At 50.1% G+C, this 26,411-nt stretch carries 27 protein-coding genes; 14 read left to right on the top strand and 13 right to left on the bottom strand.

Translation table 11 applies throughout. From position 1 onward, the window contains the following. The first annotated feature begins 30 nt into the window (after positions 1-30). Positions 31-726, top strand: a complete 696-nt coding sequence (gene bioD, locus QMN38_RS03145; RefSeq protein ID WP_271440541.1) for a dethiobiotin synthase — start codon at positions 31-33, stop codon at positions 724-726. Here the strand turns inward: bioD and clcB are convergent. From clcB to QMN38_RS03175, 6 genes are all read right to left on the bottom strand, one after another. Then, a complete protein-coding gene (gene clcB / locus QMN38_RS03150) occupies positions 682-1,971 on the bottom strand; it encodes a voltage-gated ClC-type chloride channel ClcB (protein ID WP_323604460.1) in 1,290 nt (429 codons plus the stop codon). The genes bioD and clcB overlap by 45 nt on opposite strands. Positions 1,972-2,091: 120 nt before the next feature. Further along, a complete protein-coding gene (gene dmsD / locus QMN38_RS03155; protein ID WP_271440539.1) occupies positions 2,092-2,706 on the bottom strand; it encodes a Tat proofreading chaperone DmsD in 615 nt (204 codons plus the stop codon). Between the two features lie 42 nt (positions 2,707-2,748). Beyond that, positions 2,749-3,603 (bottom strand): dimethyl sulfoxide reductase anchor subunit family protein, encoded by an 855-nt coding sequence (locus QMN38_RS03160; RefSeq protein ID WP_323604461.1) that lies wholly within the window; start codon positions 3,601-3,603, stop codon positions 2,749-2,751. A gap of 1 nt (position 3,604) precedes the next feature. Further along, the gene (locus QMN38_RS03165; protein WP_323604462.1) at positions 3,605-4,222 is read right to left on the bottom strand and encodes a DMSO/selenate family reductase complex B subunit; all 618 of its coding nucleotides are present in this window, start codon (positions 4,220-4,222) and stop codon (positions 3,605-3,607) included. A gap of 10 nt (positions 4,223-4,232) precedes the next feature. Beyond that, the gene (gene ynfF, locus QMN38_RS03170) at positions 4,233-6,659 is read right to left on the bottom strand and encodes a selenate/tellurate reductase subunit YnfF (protein ID WP_252362802.1); all 2,427 of its coding nucleotides are present in this window, start codon (positions 6,657-6,659) and stop codon (positions 4,233-4,235) included. Positions 6,660-6,809: 150 nt separating this feature from the next. Then, a complete protein-coding gene (locus QMN38_RS03175) occupies positions 6,810-7,118 on the bottom strand; it encodes a DUF1161 domain-containing protein (RefSeq protein ID WP_271456451.1) in 309 nt (102 codons plus the stop codon). 103 nt (positions 7,119-7,221) lie between these two features. Here QMN38_RS03175 and QMN38_RS03180 point away from each other — a divergent pair, with 103 nt between their 5' ends. Next, complete coding sequence (locus tag QMN38_RS03180; RefSeq protein ID WP_271448885.1) at positions 7,222-7,932, top strand: YnfC family lipoprotein; 711 nt, start codon at positions 7,222-7,224, stop codon at positions 7,930-7,932. 6 nt (positions 7,933-7,938) lie between these two features. Here the strand turns inward: QMN38_RS03180 and speG are convergent, their stop codons facing one another. Next, entirely contained in the window at positions 7,939-8,499 is a 561-nt protein-coding gene (gene speG / locus QMN38_RS03185; protein WP_271448884.1) for a spermidine N1-acetyltransferase, read from the bottom strand. A gap of 37 nt (positions 8,500-8,536) precedes the next feature. Then, positions 8,537-8,878, bottom strand: coding sequence for a DUF1283 family protein (locus tag QMN38_RS03190; RefSeq protein ID WP_137383113.1), 342 nt, complete (start codon positions 8,876-8,878; stop codon positions 8,537-8,539). A 154-nt stretch (positions 8,879-9,032) separates the two neighbouring features. Between QMN38_RS03190 and QMN38_RS03195 the strand changes: the two genes are divergently transcribed. The 5 genes from QMN38_RS03195 to QMN38_RS03215 all read left to right on the top strand — a co-directional run bounded on the left by QMN38_RS03195 (position 9,033) and on the right by QMN38_RS03215 (position 14,788). Continuing rightward, the gene (locus tag QMN38_RS03195; protein ID WP_005121149.1) at positions 9,033-9,359 is read left to right on the top strand and encodes a YnfA family protein; all 327 of its coding nucleotides are present in this window, start codon (positions 9,033-9,035) and stop codon (positions 9,357-9,359) included. A 107-nt stretch (positions 9,360-9,466) separates the two neighbouring features. Then, positions 9,467-10,681: a starvation-sensing protein RspA gene (gene rspA, locus QMN38_RS03200; protein WP_005121148.1), complete on the top strand. Its 1,215-nt coding sequence runs from the start codon at positions 9,467-9,469 to the stop codon at positions 10,679-10,681. Positions 10,682-10,694: 13 nt separating this feature from the next. Beyond that, positions 10,695-11,714: a Zn-dependent oxidoreductase gene (locus QMN38_RS03205; RefSeq protein ID WP_323604463.1), complete on the top strand. Its 1,020-nt coding sequence runs from the start codon at positions 10,695-10,697 to the stop codon at positions 11,712-11,714. 53 nt (positions 11,715-11,767) lie between these two features. Next, positions 11,768-13,147, top strand: a complete 1,380-nt coding sequence (locus tag QMN38_RS03210) for an MFS transporter (RefSeq protein ID WP_271455610.1) — start codon at positions 11,768-11,770, stop codon at positions 13,145-13,147. A gap of 165 nt (positions 13,148-13,312) precedes the next feature. Continuing rightward, positions 13,313-14,788, top strand: a complete 1,476-nt coding sequence (locus tag QMN38_RS03215) for a mannitol dehydrogenase family protein (RefSeq protein ID WP_323604464.1) — start codon at positions 13,313-13,315, stop codon at positions 14,786-14,788. 66 nt (positions 14,789-14,854) lie between these two features. On the opposite strand, the gene ydfZ is transcribed toward QMN38_RS03215, so the two are convergent. The 3 genes from ydfZ to ydfG form a co-directional block, all read right to left on the bottom strand. Continuing rightward, positions 14,855-15,058: a putative selenium delivery protein YdfZ gene (ydfZ, locus tag QMN38_RS03220; RefSeq protein ID WP_003032393.1), complete on the bottom strand. Its 204-nt coding sequence runs from the start codon at positions 15,056-15,058 to the stop codon at positions 14,855-14,857. 190 nt (positions 15,059-15,248) lie between these two features. Further along, entirely contained in the window at positions 15,249-15,935 is a 687-nt protein-coding gene (locus tag QMN38_RS03225; RefSeq protein ID WP_323604465.1) for a GntR family transcriptional regulator, read from the bottom strand. 86 nt (positions 15,936-16,021) lie between these two features. Continuing rightward, positions 16,022-16,768, bottom strand: coding sequence for a bifunctional NADP-dependent 3-hydroxy acid dehydrogenase/3-hydroxypropionate dehydrogenase YdfG (ydfG, locus tag QMN38_RS03230; RefSeq protein ID WP_137383108.1), 747 nt, complete (start codon positions 16,766-16,768; stop codon positions 16,022-16,024). Between the two features lie 137 nt (positions 16,769-16,905). Here ydfG and dcp point away from each other — a divergent pair, with 137 nt between their 5' ends. The 3 genes from dcp (at position 16,906) to QMN38_RS03245 (ending at position 20,788) form a co-directional block, all read left to right on the top strand. Next, complete coding sequence (gene dcp / locus QMN38_RS03235; protein ID WP_323604466.1) at positions 16,906-18,951, top strand: peptidyl-dipeptidase Dcp; 2,046 nt, start codon at positions 16,906-16,908, stop codon at positions 18,949-18,951. A gap of 90 nt (positions 18,952-19,041) precedes the next feature. Continuing rightward, positions 19,042-19,575, top strand: coding sequence for a hypothetical protein (locus tag QMN38_RS03240; protein ID WP_323604467.1), 534 nt, complete (start codon positions 19,042-19,044; stop codon positions 19,573-19,575). A 286-nt stretch (positions 19,576-19,861) separates the two neighbouring features. After that, positions 19,862-20,788 (top strand): diguanylate cyclase, encoded by a 927-nt coding sequence (locus tag QMN38_RS03245; RefSeq protein ID WP_271442141.1) that lies wholly within the window; start codon positions 19,862-19,864, stop codon positions 20,786-20,788. Positions 20,789-21,026: 238 nt separating this feature from the next. On the opposite strand, the gene QMN38_RS27185 is transcribed toward QMN38_RS03245, so the two are convergent. After that, positions 21,027-21,071 (bottom strand): hypothetical protein, encoded by a 45-nt coding sequence (locus tag QMN38_RS27185; RefSeq protein WP_424953288.1) that lies wholly within the window; start codon positions 21,069-21,071, stop codon positions 21,027-21,029. Next, the gene (gene mgtS, locus QMN38_RS03250; RefSeq protein WP_003032406.1) at positions 21,071-21,166 is read right to left on the bottom strand and encodes a protein MgtS; all 96 of its coding nucleotides are present in this window, start codon (positions 21,164-21,166) and stop codon (positions 21,071-21,073) included. The genes QMN38_RS27185 and mgtS overlap by 1 nt, the downstream gene beginning before the upstream one ends. Before the next feature lie 485 nt (positions 21,167-21,651). On the opposite strand from mgtS, the gene urtA reads away from it, so the two are divergent. Genes urtA through urtD form a run of 4 tightly spaced genes read left to right on the top strand, consistent with a single transcriptional unit; the run spans position 21,652 to position 26,411 of the window. Further along, entirely contained in the window at positions 21,652-22,923 is a 1,272-nt protein-coding gene (urtA, locus tag QMN38_RS03255) for an urea ABC transporter substrate-binding protein (protein ID WP_271442140.1), read from the top strand. 43 nt (positions 22,924-22,966) lie between these two features. Then, a complete protein-coding gene (gene urtB / locus QMN38_RS03260; RefSeq protein ID WP_323604468.1) occupies positions 22,967-24,541 on the top strand; it encodes an urea ABC transporter permease subunit UrtB in 1,575 nt (524 codons plus the stop codon). Continuing rightward, positions 24,541-25,614, top strand: a complete 1,074-nt coding sequence (gene urtC / locus QMN38_RS03265) for an urea ABC transporter permease subunit UrtC (RefSeq protein WP_323604469.1) — start codon at positions 24,541-24,543, stop codon at positions 25,612-25,614. Before urtB ends, urtC begins: the two co-directional genes overlap by 1 nt. Further along, positions 25,614-26,411: an urea ABC transporter ATP-binding protein UrtD gene (gene urtD / locus QMN38_RS03270; RefSeq protein WP_323604470.1), complete on the top strand. Its 798-nt coding sequence runs from the start codon at positions 25,614-25,616 to the stop codon at positions 26,409-26,411. The genes urtC and urtD overlap by 1 nt, the downstream gene beginning before the upstream one ends.

A 26,411-nucleotide genomic window follows, 5' to 3' on the forward strand; every position in this document is an offset into this window, starting at 1 on the left:
ATATTTTCATAGCATACGGTGGAGTTAGTGATGCTGAAGCGTTTCTTTATTACAGGTACAGACACTTCTGTTGGGAAGACCGTGGTTTCCCGCGCATTACTACAAGCGTTAGCGTCAGGGGGTAAAAGTGTGGCGGGTTACAAACCTGTCGCCAAAGGCAGCAAAGAGACACCGGAAGGTATGCGCAATAAAGATGCGCTGGTACTGCAAAGCGTGTCATCCATCGAACTGCCGTACGAGGCGGTTAATCCTATCGCGCTGAGCGAAGACGAAAGCAGCGTGGCGCATAGCGGTCCTGTTAACTACACCCTGTTATCCAATGGACTGGCAAGCCTGAGCGAGAAGGTTGATCACGTTGTTGTTGAAGGCACAGGTGGCTGGCGTAGTCTGATGAACGATCTGCGTCCGTTATCGGAGTGGGTGGTACAGGAGCAACTCCCGGTTCTGATGGTGGTGGGTATTCAGGAAGGCTGTATTAACCATGCCATTCTTACCGCACAGGCGATTGCCAGTGACGGGTTGCCGTTGATTGGCTGGGTAGCGAACCGTATTAACCCAGGATTGGCGCATTATGCCGAAATCATCGACGTGCTAAGCAAAAAATTGCCGGCACCGTTGATAGGTGAATTGCCTTATTTGCCACGAGCAGAGCAGCGCGAGCTTTCTCAGTACATTCGTCTGTCAATGCTCGGCAGCGTGTTGTCTGTAGATAGAGTCATGGCGTAACGTTCGCGACAGCACTGACGCCACGACGCATGCAATCAACAGGCCGGGGAGTAGTTGATACTCCCCGGTCATTTCACAGACCATCAATGTCGACATAATGGGGGCATGGGTCGTCGCCGCCAGCAGTGTAGCCATTCCTGTTAAGCCCAACAGCACCGCAATTTCATCCGTCCCCGGAAGCCAGAATCCCCATACCCGACCCAGCAACATACCGACTGACAAACCGACGAACAGCGTGGGTGTAAACACGCCGCCGGGTGCCCCTGACCCGCTACTGGCGAGTACGGCCAGTAACTTGCAGATGAAAATTCCACTGATGACGGCGAGCAAAGGGGGAGAGAGTAAATACGATTGTACTACGCTGTAACCGTTGCCCCAGACCGCAGGAGTAAATAGCGACAACAGACCAACGATCAGCCCGCCCAGGGCTAACTGGCCTGGTGGTGCGAGCTTTAAGCGCAAAAAGCTGTTGTGACTGGTGGTCATAAGCCACATAAAAAGAGGTCCGCAGAGACCGGCTAACAGACCAGTGCTGATAATCATCACATATTCCAGCACATGCAGTTGCCGTGTCAGATGAACGGTATACAGCAGCGCGTTGCTGTCGCTAAGCGCATTGGTGGTTAACAATGCGACGACGGCGGAGACAACCACCGGCCCTAATGAGGCGAGGATCAACGTGCCAAACAGCACTTCGGCAATAAATAAGCTACCCGCCAACGGCGCGTGATACGCACCAGCCATACCTGCAGCCGCCCCGCAGGCAATCCATAATTTCCATTCTGAACGCGGTGTGAAGCGTTGTGCGAAGCACGAAGCCGCCAGTGCGGCCAATAAAATCATTGCCCCTTCACGACCAATGGCGCTGCCGCTTGCCACGACGACCAAAGAGGCCAGTGATTTCACCAGACTTGCGCTGACGTCGAACTGTCCGTCAGTCTGCAGGGCTTCCATATAGTCTGTAGGGGCCTGTGGGCGTAAACGATTACATTTTTGCCAGCCCCAAAGCAAGAGTCCTGCCGCCAGACCACCGAGCGCAGGTGTCAGCATGCGTCTGAACGGCGGCAGATTTGTCGCGGCGTTGACCAGGCTTCCCGTATCGTTACTCAGGAACAGCCACTCAAGCAATTGCATCGCATGACGAAATCCTGCAACGGCCAGGGCTGCAAGGATACCAATCAGCGCGGCGATCAGTAGACGCCGAAACAGGGTACGCAGGTCAGGATAAGCATGTAAACGATGCATGGGTTGCCAGACAGGAAAATTCAGACGGTCTATTTTGAGGGTAATTAGCCGCAGAAGCAAAAGCTCAGCGTGCGAAACTCAGCGGGAAATGGGCAGGAAATATCCTGCCCATGGGTGACATTAACGGAACAATGGTTTATCTGCCACCGGAACTAATAACTGCGACTGCCATTGTGCCAGCGTCAGGCGTGCCAGTTTACCCAATGCCTGGTAGAATGGATGGTCCGCCTTCTCGATAAAAACATCGAGGAAGCGAGCCGACCACGGCAGTAGGTGCCAGGCCAGCAACTGCTCACATTCGGTGTGGCGGCCATTTTCAGCAAGCCAGGCAGTTAGCAGTAACAGCGAACCAAAGTGATCTTCTGGCTCATTCTGTTGCAGCGCAAACTGAATGCCGTTGTCGCGCATCCATTGACGTAACGCCAGAGTGGATTCACCAAACAACACGTTTTCGCGATCCAGCCAGACCGAACCCCAGGGCGGGGATGGCAATGCGTAGGGGCCGATAAACAAACGTTGCCAGGCTTGCGGGAGCGTTTCATCGCTATCTGTCTGCATCTGTGCAGCCAGTGGCGACAGCGTAGCTTCCGGCAGTGGCCACTGTGCTTGCCAGCCATCCGCTTTTAACGCACTGACCATCGCAGATGCTTCTGCGCTATCTGGTGCATAGTAGAACAACGCGCCCAGAACGCGCGCAGCGGTTGAAAAGTTGTCACATTGTGAAAAATGGGTCATGCAAACAATCCTGAACAGTGCGGGTTGCCCCGCACCCGAGAGTTAACCTGCAACAGCCATTCCGACTGTCATATGCAAACCATAAAACAAACCACGACCAATGATTTCACCGGCCAGGACTAAAATTAAACCTAACGCCAGCCCAGCGGCCTGCGGATCTTTACGGCGGATAAGCGGGCATATCCAGCACCCAAGACCTGCAGCCAGCAAGAGGATGCGCCACACCTGTAAGCTGCCGTAGTCAGGTACCAGCGCGTTGGCGAATTGCACTGAACTGTGGATTGTGCCGAGGGAAAGTCCCTGCAGGACAATCACACCCGCGCTAACCAGCAACGCCAGCACACTGATCCCCGCGAACACGTTGGCATTAAAAGAAACACCAGCAGCACGCAGTAGCAGGGCGGCAAAGAGTGGCCCGCTCAGAAGCAGGGTCATGAAAAAGGCCACCGTAGTGTAACCATTATACCAGGTCGGTACGGTATCTATCTGGTAAACGTTGGTCATCGCCCAGACAAACACCACGCCCAGCAGCATGCCTACCAGCAGCCATATTTTACCTAATGCAGCAGGCATTTTACCGAGAAAAGCGACCAACCACCATAAACCACCGACGGCAAAAAACAGCGAGCCGCTGGCAATTTCATTACTTAGCGCTGACTCACCGATTCTGTTCAGCGAGTTAAATGCGCGTAGCGGAGACCCCAAATGCATAACCGAGGCCAGGAATGCGATGCCCATTACCAACCAAAGAAAAAACATACTGCGAACAATGCGCTGTCTTACAACATCGTCTTTGGCGGTAAACCAACCCAGACCACTGACGATTAGCGCGCCTGCCACGCATTGGCCCAGAACCGTGAACAGTACCAGCGGCCATTCATGCCATCCACTTCCCATTTTAGACCTCCTTCGGATTAGCCAGATAACCCGTGGTATCCCCGGTCGGGCGGCTATTGGCATTTGGTTTGATGACGATGCTTGGTTTGGTAAAGTGCGCGGCAGGGAGCGGCGCAACCGCGGCCAGGGTGCCGTGTTTTTTACGCAGTTCCTCTATCGGGCCGAAGTCCAGCGCCCGCAGCGGACAGGATTCGACACAGATGGGTTTCTTACCCTCCGCAACGCGTTCATGACAGCCATCGCACTTGGTCATGTGCCCTTTGGCAGCATTGTATTGCGGTGCGCCATACGGGCAGGCCATGTGGCAATAGCGACAGCCAATGCACACGTCTTCATCCACGACCACAAAACCATCTTCACGTTTGTGCATCGCGCCGCTTGGACACACCTTGGTGCAGGCCGGGTCTTCACAGTGGTTACACGCAATGGAGAGGTAGTAGGCGAAAACGCTCTGGTGCCAGACACCGTTATCTTCCTGCCAGTCACCGCCGGCGTATTCGTAGATACGGCGGAAACTGACGTCCGGCGTTAAATTTTTGAAGTCTTTGCAGGCCAGTTCGCAAGTTTTACAACCGGTGCAACGGGCGGAGTCGATAAAAAATCCGTATTGAGTCGTCATGGGTTACACCTTACGCCTTTTCAACCTGAACGAGATTACTGTGGGATGGATTCCCCTTCGCTAACGGAGAAGGGCGATGTGACGTGAGAATGTTGATAGAGCCACCGTGATCGATCTGGTCACCAAACATATCAGCATTGAGCCATGCGCCTTGGCCGATGGCTGTCACGCCGGGCAAAATACGCGGTGTGACTTTCGCGGCGATCAGCATCTGACCATTGCTGTTAAACACCCGTACCGTATCGCCGTGATGAATGCCACGTGAACGGGCATCGACGGGGTTAATCCAGATTTCCTGCGGGCACGCCTGTTGTAAAACATCAATGTTGCCGTAGCTTGAGTGAGTTCGCGCCTTATAGTGGAATCCGGTGAGCTGTAGCGGATACGTTTTGCGTTTGGGGTCATCCCAGCCGTCAAAGCCTGGCGCATAAGCCGGTAGCGGATGCACAATCTCGTCTTGCTTGAGTTCCCATGTCTCGGCAATGGTGGCCAGCCTTTCAGAGTAAATCTCAATTTTCCCTGAGGGCGTTTTCAACGGGTTTGCCGCAGGATCTTCGCGGAATGAACGGAAGGCGACATAGTGTTCTTCCGGGCATTTTTTCTTGAAAATACCGGTTGTTTTCATCTCTTCGTAATCCGGCATTTCTGGGTTACGTTCTTTGGTTTTGGCATGCAGATATTTCACCCACTCGTGCTGGGTACGGCCTTCCGTGAATTTTTGATAGACGTCCGGGCCCAGGCGTTTCGCGACTTCACTTAACATCCAGTAAATGGGTTTTCGTTCAAATTTAGGTGAGGTCGCGGGCTGTCCGAGGATCACATAGCCCATATTCCCGGCGGACTCATGTGAAATGAGGTCTTCTTGTTCAGTAGGCATCAGATCCGGCAGCAGGATGTCGCAGTACTTCGCCGATGCGGTCATAAAGTGCTCAATGCCGACAATCATTTCGCACTTACTGTCATCCTGTAAAACGTCATGAGTATGAGCAATATTGCCATGCTGGTTGATGAGCGTATTACTGGCATAGCACCAGATAAACTTGATAGGCACATCCAGTTTATCTTTACCGCGTACACCGTCGCGGGTGGCTGTCATTTCTGCGCCATGATCGATAGCATCTGTCCAGGTGAACACCGATATCTGTGTTTTGACCGGGTTCTCTAACATGGAAAACCATTCAACACCCAAATCCCACGTCCCTTCACGCATACCGGAGTTACCGCCGTTAATTCCCACGTTTCCTGTCAAAACAGAGAGCATGGTGATTGCTCGGGCTGTCTGTTCACCGTTGGAATGGCGTTGTGGTCCCCAGCCCTGACAGATGTAAGCCGGTTTTGCTGAACCGATTTCACGCGCTAACTGGATGATTTTGTCTGCAGGGATGCTGGTAATCTGAGATGCCCATTGCGGTGTTTTGGCAATTCCGTCCGGGCCGTCACCTAATATATAGGCCTTGTAGTGCGCATTACGCGGTGCGCTGGCGGGGAGCGTGGTTTCATCGTAGCCGACGCAGTATTTATCAAGGAAAGGTTTATCAATCAGATCTTCTGTGATCAGCACCCAGCCGATTGCGGCGGCCAGTGCAGCATCCGTCCCTGGGCGAATAGGCAGCCATTCATCTTCACGACCTGCGGCGGTGTCGTTGTAGCGTGGATCGATAACGATCATTCTGGCATTTGACCGCTCACGTGCCTGCTCGACATACCAGGTTACGCCACCGCCGCTCATACGCGTTTCGGCTGGGTTATTACCAAACATCACAACCAGCTTTGTGTTGGCGATATCGTCGGGGCTGTTACCGTCGTTAGCACCGAACATATATCCCATGGCGGCGCTGATTTGTGCGGTGCTGTAACTCCCGTAACGGCTTAGATAGCCCCCACAGGAATTCATCAAACGGTAGGGGACGTTGGAGTTCGTGATATTACCGCCATCCACACCGGTACCGTAAAGAACGTGAACGGCTTCATTACCGTAATCATGCAAAATACGCTTCAGATTTCCGGCAACGGTATCCAGCGCTTCATCCCAACTGATACGCTCAAATTTACCTTCACCGCGTTTACCAACGCGTTTCATCGGGTATTTGAGGCGGTCAGGGTGGTTCATTCGACGGCGAATCGAACGACCACGCAAGCAGGCGCGAACCTGGTGGTTACCGTAGGTATCATCGCCGGTCGTGTCAGACTCAACCCAGTAGACTGCATCATCTTTCACATGCAGACGTAATAGGCAACGGCTGCCGCAGTTTACCGTACAGGAACTCCAGACAGCTTTATCTTCAACAGGCTGCACTGATTGCTGTACGGCAGCAGCAGCGGCACGAATACCAAAGGGTAGTGACAGGCCTCCGGCAGCAAGTGCCAGTGAACCTATAGCCGAGGATTTGACTAACGTCCTGCGGCTAATACCTCCATATTGCTCATCTTCAGACATAACCCACTCCATTGTAATTGTCGTTATATATATTGTTTTATAATGAAATAACTAGCTTGCTAACAATGAAGTTGAGTCTACCCATTTATAGGTAAATCTTATTAATGCATATCAAACAGGAGTGACCCTCCGCGAACGGAGGGTAAAAATTTATTGCGGTTCAGCCACGTGTCCGTCTTGAGAAGGGCTACTGTTTGCGGGCGTGTTACCGCTGTGGGTTCGGGTATAGAGGATCTTGTGCGTATCATTGGCACAATGACCGACCACCAGTGAATCAGGCTGATCGGCCTGATCATTAGGAACAATATTCAGCGTGAAACTGGATTCCGCGACACCATTATTAATAATGCGCTGTTCGATATCACTCTTCACGCGCTCACAGGACGCGGGCGCCGCCAGGATCTGCGGGGAAGCGACCAGTAATAAGCTCGCGGCAATTCCTGTTATGTATTTCATCATCAACTCCTTTCGTGATCGACATAAACTAAGATTAGCATTTCTGGTGTAAATAACTGTATTTGCTAATATGATTGAGAATTATCTACTTATCCCGGTGAAAAATGTGAAGAAACAGACCCTGTTAGGTTTCCTGTGTATCGTGTTGGTTGGGTGTGATAACGCCAAAGGGCTGGTTTCCTTTACGCCGGAAATGGCCAGCTTCTCCAATGAGTTTGATTTTGATCCGCTTCGCGGCCCGGTGAAAGATTTTAGCCAAACACTGCTCAACGACAAAGGCGAAGTGACTAAGCGCGTCACAGGTACGCTCTCGCAGGAAGGCTGTTTTGATACGCTGGAATTGCATGATGTCGAAAATAATACGGGTATGGCATTAGTGCTGGATGCGAACTTCTATCGGGATGCAGAAACGCTGGAAAAACGGATCCGTTTACAGGGGAAATGCCAACTGGCGGAACTGCCTTCTGCGGGCGTAGTGTGGGATACCGACGATAACGGTTTTGTTGTGTCCGCCACGGGAAAAGAGATGAAGGTGCAATACCGGTATGACGCGGAAGGCTACCCGCTCGGCAAAACCACCATCAGTAAGGACAATACGCTGCAGGTTGACGCTAAGCCATCAGCCGATCCATTGAAAAAACTGGATTACACGGCAGTAAGCATGCTGAACGATCACCCTTTAGGTAACGTCAAACAAACCTGTGAGTATGATTCGTATGCTAATCCGGTCAACTGCCAGCTGGTTATCGTTGACGAAAGCGTAAAGCCGGCAGTTGAACATCATTACTCGATTGAAAACACCATTGATTACTACTAACCGTTTTTACTGAGCGGTAGGTTGTAACAGGTTGGGACCCGGTGTTTTGTGATCTGCCAGATATTGCTGTTGGAAGATACACATGCGAATGGTGTTACGGTATTGGCCGTTAATAAAGAACTCATGAATCAGTTCACCTTCCACCATAAAGCCAAGTTTGCGGTAGATGTGAATTGCTTTTTCGTTCTCTTTATCAACGATCAGATACAGCTTATATAAGTTAAGCACGGTAAAACCGTAATCCATCGCCAGTTTTGCCGCGCGCGTTGCCAGACCTTTGCCCTGGTAATCCGGGGAAATGATGATCTGAAATTCAGCCCGGCGGTGCACATGGTTTATTTCAACCAGCTCCACCAGCCCGGCTTTCTCACCGTCACACTCGACCACAAAACGGCGTTCACTTTGGTCGTGAATGTGTTTGTCATACAGGTCTGACAGCTCCACAAACGCTTCGTAAGGTTCTTCAAACCAGTAGCGCATGACGCTGGCGTTGTTATCAAGCTGATGGACGAAACGTAAATCTTCACGCTCCAGCGGGCGCAGCTTTACACTGAGGGCGCTTGCCATATCGTATCCTTTCAATATCTTCTGGTGAGCACAATGATTATGGGGCAACGGTGCGGCCAGTGCGACGATCGAGACAACGCAGGGTGTTAGGCTCCCAGTACGCATTCAGGTTCGCGCTTTGTTCGCATTTATCACGGCTATCAAAAGCAGCATCGGCTTTGTCCCACTCTTTCTCTGTACGCTTGTTGACTTTCTGACGCAACTGACGCGTATCGTTCCATTGTTCCTTTTCCATTGCGGCCTGTTGACGACTTTGCGCACTGTCCCCGGACTCTATGACCAGTTTACTGGTTTCAGCAAATGCGGAAGAGGTGTACACAGCCGCCGCCAGCGTCAGCATCGCCGTCAGGCACAGGCGTTTGGTCAGTGTAATTTTCATGGCGAATTCCTTTAATGAGAAAGGGAAAAAAACGATAAAACAGGGTTAAATTCTACACTATTCCTGCGTCAGGGCATACCCACTGGGCGCATATGGATACGTTGGACATATTCTGTCGTATCATGGTTAAACCGAAGGTAACTGAATAACTTCAATGCTTAAGACAACATTACTTTTCTTCGTCACCGCGTTATGCGAAATCATTGGCTGCTTTTTACCCTGGCTCTGGCTTAAGCGTGGGGCGACGGCCTGGCTGCTGGTTCCCGCTGGGGTGTCATTAGCGCTGTTCGTCTGGTTGCTGACGCTACATCCGGCGGCGAGCGGGCGGGTATATGCCGCGTATGGTGGCGTCTATGTGGTGACTGCATTGCTATGGTTACGCATTGTCGATGGCGTAAAACTGAGCCTGTACGACTGGTCCGGTGCGTTAGTGGCATTGTGTGGGATGTTGATCATCGTGGCTGGATGGGGGCGCGCATAGCGCCTTTTTTGTGATCAGTGAGTGCTTTTTCGATATTCATACTTGTATGGTAGTAGTTCAGTTGGGTAAATTTCCTGCATCACAAGAAGAGATGTAAGGATTAAAAAATGAAGATTGTCGGGGCTGAAGTTTTTGTTACCTGTCCAGGACGTAATTTTGTCACGCTGAAAATCACGACAGACGATGGGATCACCGGATTAGGGGATGCCACGCTCAACGGGCGTGAATTATCCGTGGCGTCCTACCTGAAAGATCATGTGTGTCCACAGCTCATTGGGCGTGATGCGCATCGAATTGAGGATATCTGGCAGTTTTTCTACAAGGGGGCTTACTGGCGTCGCGGCCCGGTAACGATGTCGGCGATTTCTGCGGTAGATATGGCCCTGTGGGATATCAAAGCGAAAGCGGCGAATATGCCGTTGTACCAGTTGCTGGGTGGCGCATCACGCGAAGGCGTCATGGTGTACTGTCACACAACGGGCCATTCCATTGATGATGTGCTGGAGGATTACGCGCGTCATAAAGAGATGGGGTTTAAAGCGATCCGTGTGCAGTGTGGTGTACCGGGGATGAAGACCACCTACGGTATGTCTAAAGGTAAAGGCCTGGCCTACGAACCTGCGACCAAAGGCCAATGGCCGGAAGAGCAGCTGTGGTCGACGGAGAAATATCTCGATTTCACACCGAAATTGTTTGAAGCCGTTCGCAACAAATTTGGTTTTGATGAACATCTTCTGCATGACATGCACCACCGCCTAACGCCTATTGAAGCGGCCCGTTTCGGCAAAAGTATTGAGCAATACCGTCTGTTCTGGATGGAAGACCCAACCCCAGCTGAAAACCAGGCGTGCTTCCGCCTGATCCGCCAGCATACGGTCACGCCGATTGCTGTAGGGGAAGTCTTCAACAGTATCTGGGACTGCAAGCAGCTTATTGAAGAACAGCTGATTGACTATATCCGCACCACTATTACCCACGCAGGCGGTATCACCGGTATGCGTCGTATTGCTGATTTTGCCTCACTTTATCAGGTACGCACGGGTTCTCATGGGCCTTCCGATTTGTCGCCAGTCTGCATGGCCGCTGCGCTGCATTTCGATCTGTGGGTACCAAACTTCGGTGTGCAGGAATATATGGGGTACTCAGAACAGATGTTGGAAGTGTTCCCGCATAACTGGACCTTTGATAACGGCTATATGCACCCAGGTGACAAACCAGGGCTCGGTATCGAGTTTGACGAAAAACTTGCAGCGAAATATCCGTACGATCCCGCATATCTGCCGGTCGCCCGCCTTGAAGATGGCACGCTGTGGAACTGGTAAGGAGTGATTTGTTATGAATAGTATTGTGATTGAAAAACCGAATACGCTTGTTATCGCGCAGCGACCAGTACCAGAACCTTCAGCAGGAGAGGTCCGGGTAAAAGTAAAACTGGCGGGGATTTGCGGTTCAGACAGCCATATTTATCGTGGACATAATCCATTTGCGAAATATCCGCGAGTTATTGGCCATGAATTCTTTGGTGTAATAGATGCTGTAGGTGAAGGAGTAGAGCGTTCGCGTATAGGTGAACGTGTGTCCGTTGATCCGGTTATCAGTTGTGGACACTGCTACCCTTGCTCAATTGGTAAACCAAACGTTTGCACCTCGCTGGTTGTATTGGGTGTTCATCGTGATGGCGGTTTTAGTGAGTACGCGGTTGTACCCGCGAAAAATGCCTGGTTAATCCCTGACGCAGTGAAAGATGAGCACGCTGTTATGGTGGAACCTTTTACCATCGCGGCGAACGTGACCGGACAAATTCAACCAACAGAGAACGATATCGCACTGATTTACGGAGCCGGCCCGATGGGGCTCACGACTGTTCAGGCACTTAAACATGTTTACAACGTAAAAACAGTAGTGATTGCAGACAGAATTGACGAACGTCTGACGATGGCAAAACAGTGCGGCGCTGACTGGACAGTCAATAATGGGCAGCAATCATTGCAGGATTTTCTTGCTGAGAAGGCGCTGAAACCTACGATTATCGTGGATGCGGCTTGTCATCCATCCATTTTACAGGAGGCTATCACGCTGGCATCACCGGCTGCGCGAATCGTTTTAATGGGATTCTCCAGCGAGCCTTGCCAGATTGTGCAGCAAGGTATTACAGGGAAAGAGCTTTCAATCTATTCTTCAAGATTAAATGCAAATAAATTCCCGGTAGTTATTGATTGGTTGGTCAAAGGACTTATCGACCCTAATAAACTCATTACCCATACTTTTGACTATCACCACGTTACCGACGCAATTGAATTGTTTGAGAAAGATCAGCAGCACTGCTGCAAAGTTTTACTCACATTCACTGAATAATATTAATAACTGCGAGTAAGTGGTACGCATCTTACCTCTTAGAGATAGCCAATATGAATCAAGAAAAACACGAAAGGTCAACGAAAGATCTGGTGAGAGCAGCCGTTTCAGGATGGTTAGGGACAGCTCTCGAATTTATGGATTTCCAATTATATTCATTGGGTGCTGCACTGGTATTCCATGAAATATTTTTCCCGGAACAATCTGCCGCGATGGCACTCATTCTGGCAATGGGTACATACGGGGCAGGGTATATTGCACGAATAGTTGGAGCGTTTATTTTCGGTAAAATGGGGGATAGTATTGGTCGAAAAAAAGTGCTGTTTATTACAATAACTATGATGGGGATCTGTACAACATTAATTGGTGTGTTACCGACATATGCGCAAATTGGAATTTTTGCTCCTGTTTTGCTGGTGACGCTGCGTATTGTGCAGGGACTTGGTGCAGGAGCCGAAATCTCTGGTGCGGGTACAATGCTCGCAGAGTACGCACCAAAAGGAAAACGCGGTATCATTTCCTCTCTTGTTGCAATGGGAACTAACTGCGGCACATTAAGTGCTACTGCAATCTGGGCCGTAATGTTCTTTGCCCTTGATCGTGAGGAATTGTTAGCCTGGGGTTGGCGAATTCCGTTCCTGGCGAGTGTAGTGGTTATGATTTTTGCCATCTGGTTGCGCATGAACCTCAAAGAAAGTCCAGTATTTGAGAAAGTTAATGATGAGGAGAATGCACCTGCATTGAATAACCCGTCAGAAAATACGCTGGGTGCAATGTTTAGTAGTAAGTCTTTCTGGTTGGCAACCGGCTTACGTTTTGGACAGGCGGGTAACTCAGGTTTAATTCAGACTTTCCTTGCCGGATATTTGGTGCAAACACTGTTGTTTGATAAATCAATACCGACAGATGCCTTAATGATTAGTTCTGTTCTTGGCTTTATTACAATACCTTTATTAGGCTGGTTGTCAGATAAATTTGGTCGCCGTTTGCCATATATAATTCTGAATATATCTGCAATTATTCTTGCTTATCCAATGTTATCGATTGTTGTAGATAAAACGTATAGCCCCGGCGTCATTATGACTGCGCTGATTGTTATTCATAATTTTGCGGTGCTGGGATTGTTCGCACTCGAAAATATTACCATGGCTGAAATGTTCGGTGCACGTAATCGCTTCACCCGAATGGCAATTTCAAAAGAGGCCGGTGGATTGGTGGCCGTTGGTTTTGGCCCTGTTCTGGCGGGTATTTTCTGCAACATGACTAATTCCTGGTGGCCGATTCTGGTGATGGTTATGGCTTACTCGCTCATTGGTTTGGTTTCAGCACTGCTAATGCCTGAAGTGAAAGACCGTGATTTGAGTGTCCTGGAAGATGCTGCGGAAGTGAGCAAAACCGAGAAGGTTCGTGCCGGAGCCACTCAGGCAGGCTAGTACGGACAGGGTATGGTCAGGTCTGAACTGATGGCCTGACCATGCTATTACACAGCTTTCCATGATGTCATACCAATCATGGAAAGTTTAATGCAAATCAAAACATACAACCATACAGGCGTTACTCTGAGACAGTCCTGATTTCATTGATAAGTAGGTCATACAATGCAAAACAAGCTCTTAGCGGCAAAGGCTGCACTTCCTGGCTACGATCGTACAAAACTGGTACCACGTATTGTTCACCTGGGGTTCGGTGCTTTCCACCGCGCACACCAGGGGGTATACGCTGACATCCTGGCAGCAGATCACAATAGCGACTGGGGATATTGCGAAGTAAACCTGATTGGCGGAGAGCAGCAGATTGCTGATTTGAAACAGCAAGATAACCTGTACACCGTTGCGGAAATGTCTGCGGATGCCTGGACAGCAAGAGTTGTTGGCGTGGTTAAAAAGGCATTGCATGCACAGGTTGATGGTCTGGAAGCTGTACTGGCTGCGCTGTGCGAACCGCAGGTGGCGATCGTTTCCCTGACCATAACTGAGAAGGGATATTGCCATTCTCCGGCAACCGGGCAATTGATGTTGGATAACCCGATGATTGCCGCCGACCTGCAAAACCCAAAACAGCCGAAGACCGCGCCGGGTGTGGTGGTTGAAGCACTTGCACGCCGTAAAGCTGCAGGTTTAGGTGCGTTTACCGTGATGTCCTGCGACAACATGCCAGAAAACGGTCATGTGATGCGCAATGTTGTGACCGCATATGCACGCGCGGTGGATGCTGAGCTGGCCGCATGGATCGAACAACATGTGACGTTCCCGTCAACAATGGTTGACCGTATTGTCCCGGCGGTAACCGCAGATACGCTGGACAAAATTGAACAACTTACCGGGGTACGCGATCCGGCGGGTGTGGCATGCGAACCGTTCCGTCAGTGGGTCATTGAAGATAACTTTGTCGCTGGGCGTCCAGAGTGGGAAAAAGCCGGGGCTGAGCTGGTGGCAGATGTTATCCCGTTCGAAGAGATGAAGTTGCGCATGCTTAACGGCAGCCACTCTTTCCTTGCTTACCTCGGCTACCTGGCAGGATATCAACACATCAACGATTGTATGGGGGATGAGAACTATCGTGTCGCCGCCCGCGCCTTGATGCTGCAGGAGCAAGCACCAACATTGAAGGTGAAAGGGGTGGATCTCCAGCATTATGCCGACTTACTGATTGACCGTTATAGCAACCCGGCGTTGCGCCACCGTACCTGGCAGATTGCCATGGATGGTAGTCAGAAACTGCCGCAACGTATGCTTGACTCTGTGCGTTGGCATATTGTGCACGGTAGTGGTTTTGATCTGCTTGCACTCGGTGTGGCGGGTTGGATGCGCTATGTCGGGGGTGTGGATGAGCAGGGGCAAGTCATTGAAATTAGTGATCCGCTGCTGCCTGTGATCCAGAACGCGGTACAGAACAGTCACGAAGGTGAAGAGCGTGTGCAGGCGCTATTGGCTATAGACGCTATTTTTGGTGACGAACTGCCACAGATTGAACTGTTTAAAAAGCGGGTTACAGAAGCGTACCTGACTTTGCTGGCGGAAGGCGCGAAAGCAACGGTTGCGAAATATGCTGCGAAATTACAGTCAGTAAGATAACTCTCTATGTCGCCATCCGGCTTTAACAACAGCCAGATGGCGCATTGTTTTTGGCATTCACACCAATTAGTTCATGCCTAAACGAATCAGTTCGAGGGGGGCATATTTGCCTTCACATCCTTCGATTTCCACTGTTTTACCGCGGCGGATTTGCTCAGCGGTCAGGCCATCGGTGTCAATGGCTGTAATACGGCCGGTGAGTCCGGTGTCACTAATCATGACACGGCTGCCAGTGGTGATTGCGTTGCGGTTACGATCGTATGTTTTCATGGTGTTTTCTCCTTTCCAACTTACCGTCAAAGCCCGTGGGCTTTTAGTCCCACGTAACGGGCGCAATATAAATACGCTTCTCGTTAATGATTTTTTTTGTTTTCGATCAAAATCACAGCTTTTTTTATGGGGATATGCAGGAGAGGGAATCGTTCGGGGAAACTCACCTCAGTGAGAGGTGAGCTACGTATTAGTCTTCGCTAAACCAGTCGCTATTTTCATGACGAATAAGCTGAACAGATTCGCTAATTTCCTGTAGATGCAGCTTCATTGCATACTCGACGGCATCGCCATCATGTTTTACCAGCGCCGCAAAAATATCATGGTGCTGACGAAGTAGCATTTCAGGCGGGGAGACGTGATCCAGACTCATATAGCGTACCCGGTCAATCGTGGCTTTAATATTCTCGACGGTGTCCCAGGCAAGCTGGCAATCAGCGATTAATGCCAGTTTCTGATGAAACTCATCATCAAGCTGGAAGAAATCGTTGAGCTGCTTACGGTCAATGGCAATGCGTTGCTGATGCAGGTTTTGTTCAAGTTGATAGCACTGGTTGTCGGTGATCATCGAGGCGGCGCGGCGGGCCACGGCACACTCAATGGCCTGACGTACAAAACAGCCATTTTGCACCTGCGACAGCGAGATTTTATTCACGTAACTGCCACGTTGTGGACGGATCTGAATCAAACCGTTTTCTGCCAGTTTGATGAATGCTTCTCGTACCGGCTGGCGAGACACGTTAAAGCGTACGGAAACCTCTTTCTCCGACAATGGCGTACCGGGTGCAATCAGACAATGCACGATATCGCTGCGAAGAATACGATAAATCTGTTGATTTACCGGCTGTGTAGGGTTGAGCTGCGTTTCTACGGTCATTCATTCTTACTTATTAGAGAGTTAACCCGGATATTTTATCACTTATCGAGCGCTTTCTATACCCGGCACAAGGCCGGGTATCTCATTTAGCTTCGATGCACGCTGAGCCCGGCAAAAGACTGGGTGACAGGCATCATCTCAAGGGTATTGATGTTGACATGAGCCGGTAACGAAGCAACCCACCATACGGCTTCAGTGACATCTTGCGGAGTCAGTGCAGTGGTATTTTCGTAGGTTTTACCTGCTTTATCATCGTCGCCTTTGAAGCGCACATTAGAGAACTCGGTACCGCCAACCAGTCCGGGTTCAATGTCGGTCACGCGGATCGCTGTGCCGTGTAAGTCTGTACGCAGGTTCAGACTAAACTGACGAACAAACGCTTTGGTTGCACCATACACGTTCCCGCCAGCATACGGCCAGCTACCGGCGGTAGAGCCGATATTAATAATGTGGCCGCGGTTACGCTCGACCATGCCAGGTAGAACGGCACGAGTCATATAAATCAGGCCTTTGTTGTTGGTATCGATCATGGTTTCCCAGTCATCGACATTCGCTTTGTGGGCTGGCTCAAGACCCAGCGCCAGACCGGCATTGTTGACCAGGATATCGATATTGCGCCATTCGGCGGGCAGGGCGTCCAGCATCTCTTCAATGGATGCGCGATTGCGGACGTCAAGCTGGGCGGTATACAGATTATTACCCAGTTCATCTTTCAGTTCCTGCAGACGTTCCTGGCGGCGTCCGGTGGCAATAACTTTATGCCCATTCTCAATAAAACGACGCGTAATGCACTCACCAAAACCTGCTGTTGCTCCGGTTACTAAAACGATCATCTCACTGTTCCTCAACGCTTTTTATGTAGTACTACCATAGCACGTCATTTCTGCTCAGAGCTATTACTGCTTAACGAGATTGCGGTCGAATCCTGGGAGGCCTACTCTAGTAAACAAATCGTTTTCAGGAGGAAAAGATGTCGTTAACAAATCCTTTTTTGCACCACAGCACATTACCTTACCAGGCACCGCAATTTGATCAGATTGAAGATTGCCATTATCGGCCCGCGTTTGATGAAGGTGTGAAACAAAAACGCGCTGAAATAGCGGCGATTGTGCAAAACCAACAGGCTCCTGATTTCACAAATACATTGCTGGCGCTTGAGCAAAGTGGGGCGTTGTTGACGCGCGTCACCAGCGTTTTCTTTGCGATGACGGCAGCGCATACCAACGATGAGCTTCAGCGTCTTGACGAGGCGTTCTCCGCTGAACTGGCCGCGCTGGCCAATGATATCTACCTCAATGACGCACTTTTTGCGCGTATAGATGCCGTCTGGCAGCAACGCTCTTCGCTGGATCTGGAAGGTGAGTCATTGCGTCTGTTGGAGGTGGTTCACCAACGATTTGTGTTGGCAGGGGCACGTCTTAATGACGCCGACAAATCGCGTCTGAAAGCGCTAAATACGGAGTCAGCAACGTTAACCAGTCAGTTCAATCAGCGTTTGCTGGCGGCGAACAAAGCAGGTGCACTGGTCGTGGATGATGTCCATCAACTTGACGGACTCAGTGCAGAGGAAATTGCCGTTGCGGCAGAAGCCGCCAGAAACAAAGGACTTGAGGTTCGCTGGGTTATCCCACTATTGAACACCACACAACAACCGGCACTTGCTGCGTTACGCGATCGACAGACACGAAAAAACCTGTTTACCCAGGCCTGGACGCGGGCGGAAAAAGAGGATGCCAACGATACACGCGCTATTATTAAACGGCTGGTGGAGATCCGCCGAGAGCAGGCAACATTGCTGGGTTTTGCGAATTTTGCAGCCTGGAAAATTGCCGATCAGATGGCGAAAACGCCAGAAGCGGCACTTTCTTTTATGCGGGCGATCGTGCCCGCAGCACGTCAACGTGCGCTCAATGAGCAGGCTGAAATTCAGAAAACGATTAATCAGCAACAGGGCGAATTCGAGGTTGAGGCCTGGGACTGGGCATTTTATGCCGAGCAGGTGCGTCGTGAAAAATATGCTCTTGATGAAGCTCTGCTTAAACCTTACTTTGCCCTGGATACGGTGCTGAATGAAGGTGTTTTCTGGACAGCAAACCAACTGTTTGGCATTAAATTCATCGAGCGCTTTGATATCCCTGTTTATCATCCGGATGTACGGGTTTGGGAGATTTTCGATCATGATGGTGTAGGACTGGCGCTGTTTTATGGTGATTTCTTTGCCCGTGACTCAAAAAGTGGTGGTGCCTGGATGGGGAATTTTGTTGAGCAATCGCTGCAAAATGAAACCAGACCGGTCATTTACAACGTCTGCAACTATCAGAAACCTGCTCAGGGCCAACCCGCCTTGCTGCTGTGGGATGATGTCATTACGTTGTTCCATGAGTTCGGACACACGCTACATGGTCTGTTTGCCAGCCAACGGTATGCAACGTTGTCAGGCACGAATACACCGCGTGATTTCGTCGAGTTCCCGTCGCAGATTAACGAACACTGGGCGAGTGATCCGCAGGTATTCGCACGTTATGCTCGCCATGTTGAAACGGGCGAAAAAATGCCCCAGCCATTGCTGGAGAAGATGCAACGGGCCAGCTTGTTTAACAAAGGCTATGATATGACGGAGTTGCTCAGTGCTGCATTGCTGGATATGCGCTGGCACAGCCTGGAGCAGAGTGTGTCATCACTGTCAGTCGATGAATTTGAGCAACAGGCCCTGGCTGCGGAAGGATTGGATCTGCAGGCTGTACCGCCGCGTTATCGCAGTAGCTATTTTGCCCATATCTTCGGCGGTGGTTATGCCGCAGGGTATTACGCTTATTTATGGACGCAAATGCTGGCCGATGACGGCTATCAGTGGTTTGTAGAGCAGGGCGGGTTGACTCGTGAAAACGGACAGAAATTCCGCGAAGCGGTTTTGTCCCGTGGTAACAGCACTGATTTAGCAGAGCTTTATCGCCAGTGGAGTGGCCGCGACCCCAAAATGGAGCCAATGCTCAAACACCGTGGTTTGAGCGCTTAAGACATTCTCCGCCAAAAAATTGAACCGGGCGCGATGCCCGGTTTTTAGCCGGATTTTTTCTTCATCAAAATGTGAAATGGACGAATGCGAATGAGGTTGCCAACAAAGGTAGAGCTGATTTCATTCTGCTTTGCTGTTACCTGGGTTATTTGGTGTGCATGGGCAGACAAAATTACCCATGACACTTACCTTTTTGACGGGGTGCTTTATAAGTCCGTTATTGTTGGAATCTCCTTCCTGATAAGCGTGTTCATGGCCTGGCGCGTGTACCTAAGAAATAAGTACGCAGCAGATAGGGTTAAGAGGTTTTTTGGCGTTTGCCTGACCGTTATGATGTGCCTGAGTTTTACTTTTTGGAACGTTCCAGAATTAGTAATGATCTCATCAGCTAATCAGCATGTGAGTGACAATTACAGGTTCAAGATGAAATACCCCGTACAATCTGGAGGTAGAGCCCGGTCATGTAAGACTCGTGTTATCTACTATGACACGTATCTGAAGCGTGAAATCGCGCTCTGCCACTGGGATGATGCTCCCTCTTTTTTCTATAAGGATTATATTCGCGTAGATAAGTTGATTTCAGGTATGGGCGGGCAGATTCTTTACCACGAAGCCGTTCATTGAGGAAACTGTCTGCAAATATCACATGTCGTGAGGTTAATATTATCGTCTTTTTTTGCGATTTAACTCAGAGGTGTTTTGTTTCATTAAATATAAAGCAATAAAAAACATACTCACTCTATTGCGTTGATTATTATGGGTATTTTAATTGCAAATTAATTTATTATCATGCGAGGTAATCTTTATTTGCTTTCCTTAAAATTAATTACTATTAAAAAATTTACATAAGTTTTCCTTTTTGGCGCTAAAATACCCATGTCTAAATGTTCATACAGGGAAGGAAACCGTGATGATCAGAAGAACGAAGGAAATAGATGCAATTTTAATCGAACTTAACAAATCAATTGATGCTCATTATAAGTGGCTAGTGAAAATGTTTCGCTGTGTGGTGTCATCAGACGTTACTCAGCCTGATATTACGGGCGATGACGCTCACTTCGTTTGTCAATTTGGGCAGTGGCTCAAAGACCATCCACAGCACGATGATGATGAATGTAGTTATGTCAGCAAGATTAACGCGACTCACGAGAAAATGCATTTGTTAGGCAAGGAATTGCTCTTGGCAATCGTGGAAGAGCGTAGCCATTCATGGCATTTCGACAGTTTCCAGGATGCGTTACTGGCATTTACGTCTGCGGTCATGGACTACAAAATATATTTACTGACTATTCGCAGTAATATTGATGTCTTAACAGGTTTGCCTGGCAGAAGAATGCTTGATGAGTCGTTTGATCAGCAGTTACTCGATGCTGAGCCGCTTAACCTGTACATATTGTTGCTGGATATCGACCGCTTTAAACATGTTAATGATACCTACGGGCATCTGGTTGGTGACATGGTATTGCGTAACCTGGCGTCAAATTTATTATCATGGACTCGATACGATGAGGTTGCCTATCGCTATGGTGGTGAGGAATTCATTGTCATCATCCGAACCAAAACGGACGAGCAGGCGTGCCAGGCAGGGTTGCGTCTTTGTCATCTGATTGGCCAGAAAAAAATCCCTTACCCAGAAGGCGAAATCGGTATAACGGTAACGGCTGGCATTACCAGAGTTCAACAGGGTGAAACGCTGGACAACGGTCTTGGACGTGCTGACAGAGCCATGTATGAGGGGAAACAGACCGGCAGGAATCGCTGCATGTTTATGGATGAAAAAGAGAAAATCACGTTAGTTGGCACCAATGATCAACTGGCACCGCTCGTCAGAGCGTGAATTTAATCAGCGCAGATCGGCTGTAGTTACGTTTCGTTTAACTTCCATTGTGGTTGTCGATGATATGTTAGCCGACTATTCGTTATCTTCGCAGGGAATTGCCAGATAACGGATAAAGCAAAACACAAATCTATCCATGCAAGCATTTACCGCTGGTTTTCCGGCGGTTTTTTTTACCTGTAATTCAGAGAAATGATTCAGGGAAGGGAAGCAGGTAAAAAAATGGCCCCTTGTGCAGTTACGCTACAAGGGGCCGGTTCGGTGCAGGACTATCTCCGTTCATCAATCATCCCATCTGTGGCTAAAATACGCGGCCAGGAAACCGGAAAATAAAATAATTCCCAGAACAGCCATAAAAATATTCATATTACCCAGCATAGTAAATGCTCCTTTATCTATGAGTTTCCTCTCTTACCTTAATTTCACCTCGTTAATGACTATAGTAGCAATTCGAACTTAAACAAAGAGTGAACTGTGTGATTATTTCGTCTGAAATGTAAAGTTATGGCCTTTTCTCGTCGAAGAAAATAAATAATAGTGATGAAACGGGTACCCCCATCAACAAATAATCACAATTTTATCCTGTAATCCGTGGCAGCTGTCGGGTTGTCCGGACACAATATGTTGCACGTTTATAATGCAACACTGTGTCATGGTGGTTCAATTCTTCACTCTTACCGTCATGACGATGCTTTCTTTTTATCCGCGCTTCATTGATGATATTTATAATTCTTTGAATTATATGTTGTTTTTATATCTGGCACTGTTTTTGCCTTATCACTTCTGAACACCCTTAATTTGCACCGTTTTGTCTGCCCGGTAGCACCGGAGCTTTCAGCAAGTCTACTTTCAGGAGTGAAACTATGCAGCGTCGTACATTATTAAAAGCCTTTGCTCTTTCGGCCTCTGTTGTGGCTATGGGGATGAGTTTTTGCGTACAGGCTGCCGACACCATTAAAGTTGGCATCATGCATTCGTTGTCCGGAACAATGGCTATTTCTGAAACACCGCTGAAGGATGTGGCGTTGATGACCATTGATGAGATCAACGCCAAAGGCGGTGTACTGGGGAAAAAACTGGAGCCGGTAGTGGTCGACCCGGCGTCAAACTGGCCGCTGTTTGCCGAAAAAGCCCGTCAGTTGTTAAGCCAGGACAAAGTGGCGGTGGTTTTTGGTTGCTGGACATCGGTTTCGCGCAAATCGGTACTGCCGGTATTTGAAGAGTTAAACGGCCTGTTGTTTTATCCCGTACAGTACGAAGGTGAAGAGATGTCACCTAACGTTTTCTATACCGGCGCAGCGCCCAATCAGCAGGCCATTCCGGCGGTTGAGTATCTGATGAGTGAAGACGGTGGCAGTGCAAAACGTTTCTTCCTGCTGGGCACCGACTACGTCTATCCGCGAACAACCAATAAAATTCTTCGTGCCTGGCTGCATTCAAAAGGCGTTGCGGATAAAGACATTGAAGAAGTTTATACCCCATTTGGTCACAGCGATTACCAGACCATCGTCGCCAGCATCAAAAAATTCTCCGCAGGGGGGAAAACGGCGGTGGTCTCTACCATTAATGGCGACTCTAACGTTCCGTTCTATAAAGAGCTGGCAAACCAGGGCCTGAAAGCGACCGATGTTCCGGTCGTTGCTTTCTCTGTTGGAGAAGAGGAGTTGCGCGGTATTGATACCAAACCCCTTGTAGGCAATCTTGCGGCCTGGAACTATTTTGAATCCGTTGATAATGCCACCAATAAGCAATTTATCGCTGATTACCGCGCCTATGCGAAAGCACACAAACTGCCGAATGCTGATTCTGTGGTCACGAACGATCCGATGGAAGCAACGTATGTTGGCCTGCACATGTGGGCGCAGGCTGTTGAAAAAGCGGGGACGACGGATGTGGATAAAGTTCGCGCAGCCATGGCGGGGCAATCATTCGCTGCACCTTCTGGCTTTACGTTGACAATGGATACAACGAACCACCACCTGCATAAACCCGTCATGATTGGCGAAATCGAAAACAACGGTCAGTTTAACGTGGTATGGCAAACGGATGCCACGGTCCGTGCCCAACCGTGGAGCCCGTATATCGCCGGGAATGATAAAAAATCTGAGCAGCCCGTTAAAACCGCCAGCAACTGATCTTACGCCCTCCTGTGGGAGGGCCTAATAGGAGAACGCTATCATGAAAGCCATGCGTTTTATTCGTGGTATGTTGTTGCTGACGTGGCTTTTGCCGTGGATAGCGCAGGCAACAGATGCCGATACTTTCGCTGCGGCCAGTCGGACACAGCAGGCGACATTACTGGAACAATGGGCGATTAACCCCGATGTGCAGCGTTTACCTTTGCTTAATGCCTTGAGTGGCGAAAACCTGCTGACCGATGACGCTAAAAATGCATTCACGATGAACGGTTCGCATGTGCAATCACTGGGGGCGGCCAGCATGCCCAGCGGTGAATTAAAAAAAATCCGCCTGACTAACCGCCTGCGTAATCTGGTGGCTGGCACATTGGCTATTCATCAACTTTTAGGTGACAGTGTCACATTGAGGATGGCTGCCGCCCGGACATTACTGCGTGAAGCACTGCCAGACATGTTGCCATTTTTGCAGCACAGGCTGCTGCAGGAGACGGATGCTGGCGTGAAATCCACCCTTGCCGCTGCTCTGGCAAACCTGCAACTGAACAGTACTTCGCCCGAAGTCAGGCGTCAGGCCATCGAATTGCTGGGCGCATCCAATGATCCTGAAACACAAGCGCGGTTACAGCCTTTCACCCAGGTGGAGCATGAACCCGATGCGCGCGTACGCGCTGCCGCCAGCGAAAGCTTGAATACCATCGGACATCGAATGAAGGTTGGAGAGCTGCTTGGCCAGGCGTTTATGGGATTATCGCTGGGGTCTATTTTATTGCTGGCGGCGCTGGGGCTGGCCATCACCTACGGGCTGCTCGGCGTCATTAATATGGCGCACGGTGAAATGCTGATGCTTGGCGCTTACTGTACCTGGATAGTGCAACAACTGATGAGCCAGTTTTTCCCTCAGTGGTTAGCCTTTTATCCGCTGATTGCGCTGCCGGTTGCCTTCTTGCTGACTGCCACTATTGGGATGCTGCTGGAACGTGGAGTGATTCGCCATTTGTACGGACGCCCACTTGAAACGCTACTGGCAACATGGGGGATTAGCCTGATGCTGATCCAGTTGGTGCGAATGACCTTTGGTGCGCAAAACCTGGAGGTAGCTAACCCGGCGTGGCTGTCGGGTGGTATGCAGGTCTATGCCAATCTGATTTTGCCATGGAACCGGGTTGTGGTACTGGGATTTGCCATTCTGGTGCTGTTTTTCACCTGGTTGTTGCTGAATAAAACCCGTCTGGGTATGCGCGTGCGTGCGGTGACGCAAAACCGCAGCATGGCAGATTGCTGCGGCGTTCCCACGGGGCGCGTGGATATGTTGGCATTTGGTCTTGGGTCCGGCATTGCCGGGCTGGGGGGCGTGGCGCTATCGCAGTTGGGCAACGTGGGGCCAGAACTGGGGCAAAGCTACATCATTGATTCATTTTTGGTGGTGGTGCTGGGTGGCGTTGGACAGCTTGCCGGGAGCGTCGCGGCGGCGTTTGGGTTGGGGATTTTCAACAAGATTCTCGAACCGCAGGTTGGGGCAGTTCTCGGCAAAATTATGATACTGGTGCTGATTATTCTGTTTATTCAAAAACGTCCGCAGGGGCTGTTTGCGCTAAAAGGGAGGGTCATTGACTGATGACGATGCCAATGACATTAACGCTGGCGCGCAAAGCGCCGCGTATTACCGGTGTGCTGGGGCTGACTTTACTGCTGGCGCTGATTATTCTTCCATTTCTCGCACTTCTGCCTGCGGATCATCCGCTGGCGATATCTGTCTGGACACTGACACTGGTCGGGAAAATTCTCTGTTATGCCATTGTGGCCGTTGCCCTGGATCTGGTGTGGGGATATGCCGGAATGCTGTCGCTGGGCCACGGTATTTTCTTTGCGCTGGGCGGTTATGCGATGGGGATGTACCTGATGCGCCAGGCATCTGGTGCAGGGGTGCCCGCGTTTATGTCGTTCCTGTCGTGGACTGAACTTCCGTGGTTCTGGTGGGGAACACAGCATTTTCTTTGGGCGATGGTGCTGGTTGTTTTGGTGCCAGGTTTGCTGGCGTTGGTGTTTGGCTGGTTTGCCTTCCGTTCAAAAATCAAAGGCGTCTATTTTTCCATCATGACGCAGGCGCTCACCTTTGCCGGCATGCTGCTGTTCTTCCGTAACGAAACCGGGTTTGGTGGTAATAACGGATTTACCGGTTTTACCACTATTCTGGGATTTTCGGTGACGGCGACCACGACGCGTATCGCGTTGTTCCTGGCGACAGTTGTGTTGCTGGTTATGGCGCTGTGGATCGGGTTGGCGCTGGCTCGCAGTAAATTTGGCCGCATTTTGACCGCCGTTCGCGACGCTGAAAACAGGTTGATGTTCTGCGGATATGACCCAAAGGGCTTCAAACTCCTGGTGTGGACGCTCTCAGCAGTCCTGTGCGGGCTGGCGGGGGCGTTGTATGTTCCGCAGGTGGGCATCATTAACCCCAGCGAAATGTCACCCACCAACTCAATTGAAGCCGCGATTTGGGTCGCACTGGGTGGACGCGGTACGTTGATTGGCCCGGTGTTTGGCGCGGTGCTGGTGAACGGCGCTAAAAGTTGGTTTACCGTCATCATGCCGGAATACTGGCAATTTTTTCTCGGCCTGATTTTTATTGGCGTTACGCTGTTTTTGCCTCGCGGCGTGATTGGTCTGTTTCGCAAGGGAGACAAATAATGCAGCCAGATGAAGGACTTTTTACCCGCCAGATGCCAGGCGATCGTTTTCGCAATCAAACCGATCCGGTGCTCCAACTGGAAAAAATAAACGTTAACTTTGATGGTTTCCAGGCGCTAACAGATTTGACGCTCAATATTGGGGTTGGAGAGTTACGCTGCGTTATTGGACCCAATGGCGCGGGAAAAACCACCTTGATGGATGTCATCACCGGTAAAACGAAACCGCAAAGTGGGCAGGCGATTTACGATCAATCCATTGATTTAACATCACTCGACGCCATCGCCATTGCTCGCCAGGGCATTGGTCGCAAATTTCAGAAACCGACCGTATTTGAAGCGTTGACGGTGGAAGAGAACCTCGAGTTGGCGATGAAAAATGATAAATCCGTTTGGAGTGCCTTACGGGCGAGTTTGTCGGGAGAACAGCGGGATCGCATCGATGACATATTGATGCTGTTGCGACTGAGTAACGAACGCGCCCGTCGTGCCGGCCTCCTTTCGCATGGACAGAAACAATTTCTGGAGATTGGTATGTTGCTGGTGCAGGAGCCGCATTTGCTGCTACTGGATGAACCGGCTGCCGGGATGACGGATGCCGAGACGGAATACACCGCTGAACTGTTTCGCCAGCTTGCCGGAAAACATTCTCTGATGGTGGTTGAGCACGATATGGGGTTTGTTGAAAGCATTGCTGATCACGTTACGGTATTGCACCAGGGGCGGGTGCTGGCCGAGGGGAGCCTGCGCGATGTTCAGGCCAACGAGCAGGTGATTGAAGTGTATCTCGGACGCTAA

Origin of the sequence: Citrobacter sp. R-1.5.2 (assembly GCF_035064245.1) — a bacterium.
Classification (GTDB): Bacteria; Pseudomonadota; Gammaproteobacteria; order Enterobacterales; family Enterobacteriaceae; genus Citrobacter.

Bases quoted from the DNA above. Each gene is read 5' to 3' on its own strand.
- bioD (WP_271440541.1), top strand. From the start codon at position 31: ATGCTGAAGCGTTTCTTTATTACAGGTACAGACACTTCTGTTGGGAAG.
- clcB (WP_323604460.1), bottom strand. From the start codon at position 1,971: ATGCATCGTTTACATGCTTATCCTGACCTGCGTACCCTGTTTCGGCGT.
- dmsD (WP_271440539.1), bottom strand. From the start codon at position 2,706: ATGACCCATTTTTCACAATGTGACAACTTTTCAACCGCTGCGCGCGTT.
- QMN38_RS03160 (WP_323604461.1), bottom strand. From the start codon at position 3,603: ATGGGAAGTGGATGGCATGAATGGCCGCTGGTACTGTTCACGGTTCTG.
- QMN38_RS03165 (WP_323604462.1), bottom strand. From the start codon at position 4,222: ATGACGACTCAATACGGATTTTTTATCGACTCCGCCCGTTGCACCGGT.
- ynfF (WP_252362802.1), bottom strand. From the start codon at position 6,659: ATGTCTGAAGATGAGCAATATGGAGGTATTAGCCGCAGGACGTTAGTC.
- QMN38_RS03175 (WP_271456451.1), bottom strand. From the start codon at position 7,118: ATGATGAAATACATAACAGGAATTGCCGCGAGCTTATTACTGGTCGCT.
- speG (WP_271448884.1), bottom strand. From the start codon at position 8,499: ATGGCAAGCGCCCTCAGTGTAAAGCTGCGCCCGCTGGAGCGTGAAGAT.
- QMN38_RS03190 (WP_137383113.1), bottom strand. From the start codon at position 8,878: ATGAAAATTACACTGACCAAACGCCTGTGCCTGACGGCGATGCTGACG.
- QMN38_RS03195 (WP_005121149.1), top strand. From the start codon at position 9,033: ATGCTTAAGACAACATTACTTTTCTTCGTCACCGCGTTATGCGAAATC.
- rspA (WP_005121148.1), top strand. From the start codon at position 9,467: ATGAAGATTGTCGGGGCTGAAGTTTTTGTTACCTGTCCAGGACGTAAT.
- QMN38_RS03205 (WP_323604463.1), top strand. From the start codon at position 10,695: ATGAATAGTATTGTGATTGAAAAACCGAATACGCTTGTTATCGCGCAG.
- QMN38_RS03210 (WP_271455610.1), top strand. From the start codon at position 11,768: ATGAATCAAGAAAAACACGAAAGGTCAACGAAAGATCTGGTGAGAGCA.
- QMN38_RS03215 (WP_323604464.1), top strand. From the start codon at position 13,313: ATGCAAAACAAGCTCTTAGCGGCAAAGGCTGCACTTCCTGGCTACGAT.
- ydfZ (WP_003032393.1), bottom strand. From the start codon at position 15,058: ATGAAAACATACGATCGTAACCGCAACGCAATCACCACTGGCAGCCGT.
- QMN38_RS03225 (WP_323604465.1), bottom strand. From the start codon at position 15,935: ATGACCGTAGAAACGCAGCTCAACCCTACACAGCCGGTAAATCAACAG.
- ydfG (WP_137383108.1), bottom strand. From the start codon at position 16,768: ATGATCGTTTTAGTAACCGGAGCAACAGCAGGTTTTGGTGAGTGCATT.
- dcp (WP_323604466.1), top strand. From the start codon at position 16,906: ATGTCGTTAACAAATCCTTTTTTGCACCACAGCACATTACCTTACCAG.
- QMN38_RS03240 (WP_323604467.1), top strand. From the start codon at position 19,042: ATGAGGTTGCCAACAAAGGTAGAGCTGATTTCATTCTGCTTTGCTGTT.
- QMN38_RS03245 (WP_271442141.1), top strand. From the start codon at position 19,862: ATGATCAGAAGAACGAAGGAAATAGATGCAATTTTAATCGAACTTAAC.
- mgtS (WP_003032406.1), bottom strand. From the start codon at position 21,166: ATGCTGGGTAATATGAATATTTTTATGGCTGTTCTGGGAATTATTTTA.
- urtA (WP_271442140.1), top strand. From the start codon at position 21,652: ATGCAGCGTCGTACATTATTAAAAGCCTTTGCTCTTTCGGCCTCTGTT.
- urtB (WP_323604468.1), top strand. From the start codon at position 22,967: ATGAAAGCCATGCGTTTTATTCGTGGTATGTTGTTGCTGACGTGGCTT.
- urtC (WP_323604469.1), top strand. From the start codon at position 24,541: ATGACGATGCCAATGACATTAACGCTGGCGCGCAAAGCGCCGCGTATT.
- urtD (WP_323604470.1), top strand. From the start codon at position 25,614: ATGCAGCCAGATGAAGGACTTTTTACCCGCCAGATGCCAGGCGATCGT.